The sequence below is a fragment of the Amycolatopsis sp. MJM2582 genome, from assembly GCF_000754115.1.
Classification (GTDB): domain Bacteria; phylum Actinomycetota; class Actinomycetes; order Mycobacteriales; family Pseudonocardiaceae; genus Amycolatopsis; species Amycolatopsis japonica.
On the sequence record NZ_JPLW01000006.1, the window covers coordinates 764,938 to 774,873 of the forward strand.

Here is a 9,936-nt window from a genome sequence, read left to right on the forward strand (position 1 = left end):
CACGACTTTGTTTGATTGAACTTGCATGGGAGTGCATAATCATGCGTATGACGGTGAAGATCGCGGTGGCCGGAGCCAGCGGGTACGCGGGCGGCGAACTCCTGCGCCTGCTGCTGACCCATCCCGAAATCCAGATCGGCGCGCTCACCGCGGCCAGCTCCGCGGGGACGCCGCTCGTCCAGCATCAGCCGCACCTCGTCCCACTGGCGGACAGGGTCCTGCTGGAGACGACCCCGGAGACCCTGGCCGGACATGACGTCGTCTTCCTCGCCCTGCCCCACGGTCACTCCGGCGCCATCGCCGCGCAACTGGGCCCGGACGTCCTGGTGGTCGACCTCGGCGCGGACCACCGCCTCTCGGACGCGGCCGACTGGCAGCGCTGGTACGGCGGAGACCACGCCGGGCAGTGGCCGTACGGGCTTCCCGAGCTCCCCGGAGCACGCGAACGTCTCGCCGGGACCAAACGCATCGCGGTCCCCGGGTGCTTCCCGACCGGCGGCTCGATCGCCCTCGCCCCGGCGCTCGCCGCGGGCCTTGTCGAGCCGGAGATCAACGTCGTCGCCGTCACCGGGACCTCGGGCGCGGGCAAGAGCCTGAAGCCGAACCTCCTCGGTTCGGAGGTGATGGGCTCGGCCACGGCGTACGGCGTCGGTGGCGCCCATCGGCACACTCCCGAGTTCGCGCAGAACCTGTCCGCGGTCGCGGGCGAGCGGGTCAAGGTCTCGTTCACCCCGGTGCTGGCCCCGATGCCGCGCGGGATCCTCACCACCGCGAGCGCCGCCCTCAAGACCGACCTGGACGCCGAAGGCGCCCGCGAGGTCTACGAAAAGGCGTACGCCACCGAGCCGTTCGTCCAGCTGCTGCCCGAGGGCAGGTGGCCGTCTTCGGCATCGGTCGTCGGCTCGAACAACGTCCAGCTGCAGGTCACCGTCGACGCCGACACCCGGCGCCTGATCGTGGTCGCGGCCATCGACAACCTGACCAAGGGCACCGCGGGCGGCGCCGTCCAGTCGATGAACATCGCCCTCGGCCTCCCCGAAACCACCGGACTACCGACCGTAGGAGTCGCTCCGTGACCGTCACCCAGCCGAAGGGATTCCGTTCCGCGGGCGTCGCCGCCGGGATCAAGGCCGAGGGCAAGCTCGACCTCGCGCTCGTCGTCAACGACGGACCGCTGCAGGTCGCGGCCGGCGTCTTCACGCGCAACGTGATCAAGGCCGCGCCCGTCCTGTGGTCGCAGGAAGTGCTCAAGCAGCAGCGGCTCAAGGCCGTCGTCCTCAACTCCGGCGGCGCGAACGCCGCCACCGGCCCCGGCGGTTTCCAGGACACCCACCAGACCGCCGAGAAGGTCGCGGGACTCTTCGAAGCCGGCGCGATCGAGGTCGCGGTCTGCTCGACCGGCCTGATCGGCGAGCGGCTGCCGATGGACGCGCTGCTCTCCGGGGTGGACACCGCCTTCGGGCGGCTCGGCACCGGGGACGAGGCCGACCTCGCCGCCGCCACCGCGGTCATGACCACCGACACCAAGCCGAAGCAGGCGGCCGCGAAGCACGAAAGCGGCTGGAGCGTCGGCGGGTTCGCCAAGGGCGCGGGCATGCTCGCGCCGAACCTCGCGACGATGCTCTCCGTCCTCACCACCGACGCGGTCGTCACGCCCGAAGTCCTGGACAAGGCCCTGCGCGCCGCCACCGGCGTGACCTTCGACCGGCTCGACGTCGACGGCGGGACCTCCACCAACGACACGGTGCTCGTCCTCGCGTCCGGTGCCAGCGGTGTCGAGCCGACCGAGGCCGAACTGACCGAACTCCTCACCGCCGTCAGCCTCGACCTCGTGCTGCAGCTCCGCGCGGACTCCGAGGGCGCGACCAAGTACGTCGACGTCACGGTCGCCGGCGCGGCGAGCGAGGCCGACGCCATCGCCGTCGGCCGGACGATCGCCGAGGACAATCTGGTCAAGACCGCCTTGTTCGGTTCCGACCCGAACTGGGGCCGCATCGCCATGGCGCTGGGCCGCGTGCCGGCGGAGATCGACCCGGAGAAGGTCTCCATCGCGATCAACGGCATCACCCTCTTCGCCAAGGGCACCACCGCGGCGGACCGCTCCGAGGCGGACCTTTCGGGTCGGGACATCCAGATCGTCGTCGACCTCGGCCTCGGCGAAGGCGGGGCGACGATCTACACGACCGACCTCTCGCACGCGTACGTCGAAGAGAACAGCGCGTATTCGTCATGAGCCCTTCCGAATCCACCGTCCCCGCGGACGAGCGGCTCGCGACGGCCGCCGAGAAGGCCGCGATCCTCATCGAGGCCTTGCCCTGGCTGCAGCGTTTCCACGGCGCCACCGTCGTGGTGAAGTACGGCGGCAACGCCATGATCGACGAGAGCCTCAAGCAGGCCTTCGCCGAGGACATGGTCTTCCTGCGCACGGTGGGGCTGCGTCCGGTGGTGGTGCACGGCGGCGGGCCGCAGATCACCGCGATGCTCACCCGGCTCGGCGTCGAAGGCGAGTTCAAGGGCGGCCTGCGCGTCACCACACCCGAGACGATGGACATCGTCCGCATGGTGCTGACCGGGCAGGTCAGCCGCGAACTGGTCGGCCTGATCAACGCGCACGGCCCGTACGCGGTCGGCATCTCCGGCGAGGACGCGCGGCTGTTCACCGCCGAGCGCAAACAGGCCACTGTGGACGGTGTGCCGGTCGACATCGGGCTCGTCGGTGAGGTCTCCGAGGTCAACCCGGACGCCGTGCTCGACATCGTCAACGCGGGCCGGATCCCGGTGGTCTCCACCGTGGCCCCGGACGTCGACGGCGTCGTGCACAACATCAACGCCGACACCGCGGCCGGTGCGCTGGCCGCGGCGCTCGGCGCGGAAAAGCTCGTCGTGCTCACGGATGTCGAAGGCCTTTACGCCAACTGGCCGGACCGCGGTTCGCTGGTCGACAGGATCAGGGTGGACCGCCTCGAAACCCTGCTTCCCGGCCTCGCCAGCGGCATGATCCCGAAGATGGAGGCCTGCGTGCGCGCCATCCGCGGCGGCGTCCGCCGCGCGCACGTGATCGACGGCCGCATCGCCCATTCGGTGTTGCTGGAGGTCTTCACCTCCCGCGGCATCGGTACCATGGTCTTCCCCGAAACGGAGCTCCCGTGACCACGTACAAGTCCAATGTAGACGGCCAGGAGCACTGGAAGTCTTCCCTCATGGACAACTACGGCACCCCGGCGCTGACCCTGGTCCGCGGTGAGGGGGCGAAGGTCTGGGACGCCGACGGCAAGCCGTACGTCGACCTGCTGGGCGGCATCGCGGTCAACGCGCTCGGCCACGCCCACCCCGCCGTGGTCGCCGCCGTCACCGAGCAGATCGCGAAACTCGGCCACACCTCGAACCTCTACGTGAACCCGGTCGCCGTCGAACTGGCCGAAACCCTCCTGGACGTCGCCGGCCTGTCCGGCAACGCGAAGGTGCTGTTCGTCAACTCCGGCGCGGAAGCCAACGAAGCCGCGCTGAAGATCAGCAGGCTCACCGGGCGGACCAAGGTCATCGCGTGCGAGGGCGCCTTCCACGGCCGCACCATGGGCGCGCTGACACTGACCGGCCAGCCGTCGAAGCGGGACGCGTTCGAGCCGCTGGTTCCCGGCGTCACCCACGTTCCCTACGGTGACATCGACGCGCTTCGCGCCGCGGTGGACACCGAAACGGCGGCGGTTTTCCTCGAGCCGATCCTCGGGGAGGCGGGCGTCGTCCCGGCGCCGGACGGGTACCTCCAGGCCGCGCGGGAGATCACCAAGGCGACCGGGACCCTGCTGGTCCTCGACGAGGTGCAGACCGGCATCGGCCGCACCGGCGCGTGGTTCGCCTTCCAGCACGCCGGCATCGTCCCGGACGTCATCACCCTGGCCAAGGGGCTCGGCGGCGGTCTGCCGATCGGCGCGGTCATCGGCGTCGGCGAGGCGGGGGAGCTGGTGAAACCGGGGCAGCACGGCACCACCTTCGGCGGCAACCCGGTCTGCTGCGCCGCCGGGCTCGCCGTGCTCAAGACCATCGCCAAGGACAACCTGAACGACCACGTTTCCGCACTGGGCAAGGACATCGCCTCCCGTGTGGAGGAGCTCGGCCACCCGCTGGTGTCCGGGGTCCGCGGCGCCGGGCTGCTGCTCGGCATCGCCTTGCGCGAACCGGTCTCGGCGAAGGTCGCCAAGGCCGCGCAGGACGCGGGGTACCTGGTCAACCCCATCGCCCCGGACACCATCCGGCTGGCACCGCCGCTGATCCTGAGCGCCGACGAGGCCGCGGGATTCCTCGAAGCCCTTCCCGGGGCGCTCGATTCCACCACCACCTAGGACAGAGACGAAACGCATGCTCCGCAACTTCCTCCGTGACGACGATCTCAGCCCGGCCGAACAGGCCGAGATCCTGGACCTCGCCGACCAGCTGAAGGCCGAGCCCTTGAGCTCCCGCGCGCTGGAGGGCAAGTCCGTCGCGGCGATCTTCGAGAAGAACTCCACCCGGACCAGGTTCTCCTTCGAGGTGGGCATCGCCCAGCTCGGCGGCAATCCGGTCATCGTCGACGGCCGCTCCATGCAGCTCGGCCGCGAAGAGACCATCGAAGACACCTCGCGCGTGCTTTCGCGGTACCTCGACGCGATCGTCTGGCGGACCTTCGCCCAGAAGCGCATCGACGCGATGGCCTCGGCGGCGAGCATCCCGGTGATCAACGCGCTCACCGACGAGTTCCACCCGTGCCAGGTGCTCACCGACCTGATGACCATCCGCGAACGCAAGGGCAAGCTCGCCGGGCTCACCCTGGTGTACCTCGGCGACGGCGCCAACAACATGGCGCATTCGCTGCTGCTGGGCGGGACCACGGCCGGGATGCACGTCCGCGTCGTCTCGCCGGAGGGTTTCCAGCCGGATCAGCAGGTCATGCTCGACGCCAAGCACCGGTCGACGGAGACCGGCGGCAGCACCACGGTCTTCACCGATCCGTACGCCGCCGTCGAAGGCGCGGACGTCGTCGTCACCGACACCTGGACCTCCATGGGCCAGGAGAACGACGGTCTCGACCGGGTCGGGCCGTTCCGTGAGTTGCAGGTTAACTCCGCGCTGATGCGCCGCGCCGCGGACGAGGCGATCGTGCTGCACTGCCTGCCCGCGCACCGCGGCTGGGAGATCACCGACGAGGTCATCGACGGGCCGGCGAGCGCGGTCTGGGACGAGGCCGAGAACCGGCTGCACGCCCAGAAAGCACTGCTGGTGTGGCTCATGGACGAGAAGCGACGATGACCGGCAGCAGGGTCACCCGGCAGGCCCGGATCACCGAACTCGTGTCCTCGATGGCCATCCGCAGCCAGACGGAGCTCGCGAAGCTCCTGGCCGCGGAAGGTATCGACGTCACGCAGGCGACGTTGTCCCGCGACCTCGACGAACTGGGCGCGGTGAAGCTCCGAGGTGCCGATTCCGGCGCGCCGGTGTATGTCATTCCGGAGGACGGCAGCCCGGTACGCGGAGTGCAGGGCGGTACCTCCCGGCTTTCGCGGCTGCTCGCCGAACTGCTCGTTTCGGCGGACTCGTCGGGGAACCTGACGGTGCTGCGCACCCCGCCGGGGGCGGCGCAGTTCCTGGCCAGCGCCATCGACAGGGCGGCGCTGGAGGAGGTCGTCGGCTCGATCGCCGGCGACGACACGGTCGCGGTGATCGCGAGGGAACCGTTGTCCGGCAAGGATCTGGCCGAGCGTTTCATGGCGCTGGCCCGGCGGTCGTCCACAGTGGACGGCGGTGAGGAGACCGAGGGTGACGCCTGACGGGTTCACGTTCCCGGACGAGGAGGAGAAACTGGTCATCACCTTCGACGAAGGTGTACCGGTGGCCATCGACGGGGAAACCGTGACACTGCTGGAGGCCTTCCAGCAGCTGAACCGCCGTATCGGCGCCTTCGGGCTCACAGGACGCGAGATCTACGAGGGGCCCGGCGCGCTCGCGCTGGTCACCGCGCACGAGGAACTGCGAAAGGTCAGCACCGGGCGCGTGTCCGGCGAGGTCCGGCTGGTCCTGCACCGCGGCAACGCGGTCGTGAACTCCGCGCGCGACGAGCGCGCGCTGTACGACTTCACCACAGGCGCTACCTTCGACCGGTCAGTCGCCTGAAGAGAACCAAAGAATTAGAGGAGTGTTGTGAGCGGGAATGAGCAGCCGGTGCAGCTGTGGGGCGGCCGGTTCGCCAGCGGACCGGCCGAGGCGATGGCGGCGCTGAGCGCGTCGACCCATTTCGACTGGCGGCTGGCGCCGTACGACATCGCCGGGTCGCGGGCCCACGCGCGGGTGCTGCGGAAGGCGGGGCTGCTCACCGAAGACGAGCTGACCGGCATGCTCGCCGCGCTGGACACCCTCGCGCAGGACGTGGCCTCGGGCGCGTTCACCCCGACCGTCGCCGACGAGGACGTCCACACCGCGCTCGAACGCGGTCTCCTGGAGCGGGCCGGCACCGAACTCGGCGGCAAGCTCCGGGCGGGCCGTTCGCGCAACGACCAGGTCGCGACGCTGTTCCGGATGTGGCTGCGCGACGCCGCCCGCCGCGTGGTCGCGGGCACCCTCGGCGTCGTCGACGCACTCGTTTCGCAGGCGAAGCGGCACCCGGACGCGATCCTCCCGGGCCGGACCCACCTGCAGCACGCCCAGCCCGTCCTGCTGGCGCACCACCTGCTCGCACACGGCCAGTCGCTGCTGCGCGACGTCACCCGCTTGCGTGACTGGGACGCTCGCACCGCCGAGTCGCCCTATGGCTCCGGCGCGCTGGCGGGATCCTCGCTCGGCCTCGACCCGGAGGCCGTCGCCGAGGAGCTGGGCTTCGACACCAGCGTCGAGAACTCGATCGACGGCACCGCCTCGCGGGACTTCGTCGCCGAGTTCGCCTTCGACGTCGCGATGCTCGCGGTCAACCTGTCCAGGATCGCCGAAGAGGTGATCATCTGGAACACCGCCGAGTTCGGCTACGTCACCCTCGACGACGCCTGGGCGACCGGCAGTTCGATCATGCCGCAGAAGAAGAACCCCGACGTCGCCGAGCTGACCCGCGGCAAGGCCGGACGGCTGATCGGCAACCTGACCGGGCTCCTCGCGACGCTCAAGGCGCAGCCGCTCGCGTACAACCGTGACCTGCAGGAGGACAAGGAGCCGGTCTTCGACTCCGTCGAGCAGCTGGAACTGCTGTTCCCGGCGATCGCGGGCATGCTCGAAACGCTGACCTTCCACACCGACCGGCTCGCCGAACTGGCGCCCGCCGGCTTCACCCTCGCCACGGACATCGCCGAATGGCTGGTCCGGCAGGGCGTGCCGTTCCGCGTCGCGCACGAAGCGGCGGGGGAGAGCGTCCGCGTCGCCGAGGCCCGCGGTGTCGGGCTGGACGAACTGACCGACGAAGAGTTCGAAAAGATCAACCCGGCGCTGACGCCGGCCGTGCGCGAGGTCCTGACCGTCGAAGGTTCCGTGAGTTCGCGCAACGCTCGGGGCGGTACCGCTCCGGAGCGCGTCGCCGAACAGCGGGATCGTCTGGTCGCGCGGGTCGCCGAACACCGCGCCTGGCTCGGCTGAACAACCCCCAAAGCGCGTGAAGGCCCCCTTCCCTCGACTCAGCCGAGGGAAGGGGGCCTTCACGCGCATCAGGGAGCCTGGTCGGCCTCGTCCGTCTCGCCCGGGGCCCGCGCCGCGCGTCCGGTTAAGGTCGGCCTGGGAGAACGCGACGTTAGGGGAGTGCGGAACGTGGAGACCGGCAGACAGTTCACCCGGCGCGAGCTGGCGCTGGATCCGGTGGAGCTGTCCACGCTCCTGCTCGGCGCGGTGATCGAGGCGAGCGGTCCCGACGGCACGGTCGCGGTCCGGCTGGTGGAGGTCGAGGCCTATCGAGGGCTCGACGACCCCGCGTCACACTGCTATCGCGGCAAGACCCCGCGTAACGCGGTCATGTGGGGACCCGCGGGGCATCTGTACGTGTACTTCGTCTACGGCATGCACTTCTGCGCGAACGTCGTCGGCACCGAAGACGGGCAGCCGGGCGCCGTGCTCCTGCGTGCCGGGGAGGTGGTGTCCGGTGCGGACATCGCCAGGGCGCGCAGGCCGTCCGCGCGCGGCAACGGCGAACTCGCCAAAGGCCCGGCGATCCTCACCTCGGTGCTCAGCATCGACCGCGCCGAGAACGGCGTCGACCTGACCGACCCCGCGTCACCCGTCCGGCTGTTCACCGGCGAACGGGTCCCCGAAGCCGACATCCGCACCGGGCCGCGCGTCGGGGTCGCGATGGCGATGGACACGCCGTGGCGGTTCTGGATCGACGGATCACCCGCGGTCTCCACCTACCGCCGCGGTGGCAAGCGACGGGCGGCCGCCCCCGGCCGATAGTCGGTTGACCTGGTGCGGGAGGATCTACAGGCGTGAGCGAGCACATCCTTGACGAGCTGACCTGGCGCGGCCTGATCGCGCAATCCACCGACCTCGAAGCACTGCGGCGAGACCTCGACCAAGGACCCCTCACGCTCTATTGCGGATTCGACCCGACCGCGCCCAGCCTGCACGCCGGCAACCTGGTGCCGCTGCTGATGCTCTCGCGTTTCCAGCGCGCCGGGCACCGGCCGATCGTGCTGGCGGGTGTCGCCACGGGCATGATCGGCGACCCGCGTGACACCGGTGAACGCACGCTGAACACGCTGGACACCGTCGCCGCGTGGGCGGACCGGATCCGCGGGCAGTTGGAGCGGTTCGTCGACTTCGACGACTCGCCGACCGGCGCGGTCATCGAGAACAACCTGAACTGGACCGGCAAGCAGACCGTCGTCGAGTTCCTGCGCGACGTCGGCAAGCACTTCCCGGTCAACACCATGCTGAACCGCGAGACGGTGAAACGCCGCCTCGAAGCCGACGGCATGTCCTACACCGAGTTCAGCTACCTGCTGCTGCAGTCGCAGGACTACCTGCACCTGTACCGCGAGTACGGCTGCAAGCTGCAGATCGGCGGCTCGGACCAGTGGGGCAACCTCGTCGGCGGCGTCGACCTGATCCGCCGGACCGACGGTGGCCACACGCACGCGTTGACCGCGCCGCTGGTCACCGACACCGAAGGGCGCAAGTTCGGGAAGTCCACCGGTGGCGGCAGCGTCTGGCTCGACCCGGAGATGACGTCCCCGTACGCGTGGTTCCAGTACTTCGTGAACGTCGCCGACTCCGACGTCATCCGCTACCTGCGGATGTTCTCCTTCCTCGGGCAGGAGGAGATCGCGGCACTGGCCGAGGACACCGAGCAGCGCCCGCACCTGCGGTCCGCGCAGCGGAAGCTGGCCGAGGACTTCACCACCCTGGTGCACGGTGAAGAGGCGACCCGCCAGGTCATCGCCGCGAGCCAGGCGCTGTTCGGCAGGGGAGAGCTGCGTGAGCTCGACTCGTCCACCCTCGACGCCGCCATGGCCGAGGTGCCGAACGGCAAGGTCGACCCGAACGGCGAGTCGACCATCGTCGACCTGCTGATCGCGGCCGGACTCGTCGACAGCAAGGGCGCCGCGCGTCGCACCGTCAAGGAGGGCGGCGCGTACGTCAACAACACGAAGATCGTCGACGAGGAGTGGAAGCCGTCCTCGGACGACGCTCTGCACGGCCGCTGGCTGGTGGTCCGCAAGGGCAAGCGCAACGTCGCCGGCGTGCGCGTCGGGGGCTGATCGCCGCCCGGGCCCGAAACAGAGGCTCTGACCTGCGGAAACGCGGTTAAGGTACCCCCCTGTTTCGGGCCCTTTCGGGGCGTGTAAAGTTCTCCAAGTCGCCAGGGAAACCGGGCGGCCGACCGGGACACGAACCAAGCTCTCGCTCAGTGCGATTGAGTGGGTGTCCCACCAAAAACTGCTAGGAATGACTGCTTCGGATAAGGCCGCTTCTAACATTGAAGATAGGGCTTGGGCC

General features: G+C 69.7%; 10 protein-coding genes. All 10 read left to right on the forward strand.

Going from position 1 to position 9,936, the window contains the following annotated elements:
• The first annotated feature begins 47 nt into the window (after positions 1-47).
• The 10 genes from argC (at position 48) to tyrS (ending at position 9,698) form a co-directional block, all read left to right on the forward strand.
• Positions 48-1,076 carry an N-acetyl-gamma-glutamyl-phosphate reductase gene (gene argC, locus ED92_RS34570; protein ID WP_037345646.1) on the forward strand — a complete coding sequence of 343 codons (1,029 nt, stop codon included), beginning with the start codon at positions 48-50 and terminating at the stop codon, positions 1,074-1,076.
• On the forward strand, positions 1,073-2,233 hold the full coding sequence (gene argJ, locus ED92_RS34575; RefSeq protein WP_037345647.1) for a bifunctional glutamate N-acetyltransferase/amino-acid acetyltransferase ArgJ: 1,161 nt from the start codon (positions 1,073-1,075) through the stop codon (positions 2,231-2,233). Before argC ends, argJ begins: the two co-directional genes overlap by 4 nt.
• Entirely contained in the window at positions 2,230-3,150 is a 921-nt protein-coding gene (gene argB, locus ED92_RS34580; protein WP_037345648.1) for an acetylglutamate kinase, read from the forward strand. The genes argJ and argB overlap by 4 nt, the downstream gene beginning before the upstream one ends.
• Entirely contained in the window at positions 3,147-4,340 is a 1,194-nt protein-coding gene (locus ED92_RS34585; protein ID WP_037345649.1) for an acetylornithine transaminase, read from the forward strand. The genes argB and ED92_RS34585 overlap by 4 nt, the downstream gene beginning before the upstream one ends.
• A 16-nt stretch (positions 4,341-4,356) precedes the next feature.
• A complete protein-coding gene (gene argF / locus ED92_RS34590; RefSeq protein ID WP_016335385.1) occupies positions 4,357-5,283 on the forward strand; it encodes an ornithine carbamoyltransferase in 927 nt (308 codons plus the stop codon).
• A complete protein-coding gene (locus ED92_RS34595; RefSeq protein WP_016335384.1) occupies positions 5,280-5,801 on the forward strand; it encodes an arginine repressor in 522 nt (173 codons plus the stop codon). Before argF ends, ED92_RS34595 begins: the two co-directional genes overlap by 4 nt.
• The gene (locus ED92_RS34600) at positions 5,791-6,144 is read left to right on the forward strand and encodes an argininosuccinate synthase domain-containing protein (protein WP_037345652.1); all 354 of its coding nucleotides are present in this window, start codon (positions 5,791-5,793) and stop codon (positions 6,142-6,144) included. The genes ED92_RS34595 and ED92_RS34600 overlap by 11 nt, the downstream gene beginning before the upstream one ends.
• Positions 6,145-6,171: 27 nt before the next feature.
• On the forward strand, positions 6,172-7,587 hold the full coding sequence (gene argH / locus ED92_RS34605) for an argininosuccinate lyase (RefSeq protein ID WP_016335382.1): 1,416 nt from the start codon (positions 6,172-6,174) through the stop codon (positions 7,585-7,587).
• A 168-nt stretch (positions 7,588-7,755) separates the two neighbouring features.
• Positions 7,756-8,391: a DNA-3-methyladenine glycosylase gene (locus ED92_RS34610; protein WP_200882778.1), complete on the forward strand. Its 636-nt coding sequence runs from the start codon at positions 7,756-7,758 to the stop codon at positions 8,389-8,391.
• A 32-nt stretch (positions 8,392-8,423) separates the two neighbouring features.
• Positions 8,424-9,698 carry a tyrosine--tRNA ligase gene (tyrS, locus tag ED92_RS34615; RefSeq protein WP_037345658.1) on the forward strand — a complete coding sequence of 425 codons (1,275 nt, stop codon included), beginning with the start codon at positions 8,424-8,426 and terminating at the stop codon, positions 9,696-9,698.
• Positions 9,699-9,936: the final 238 nt, after the last annotated feature.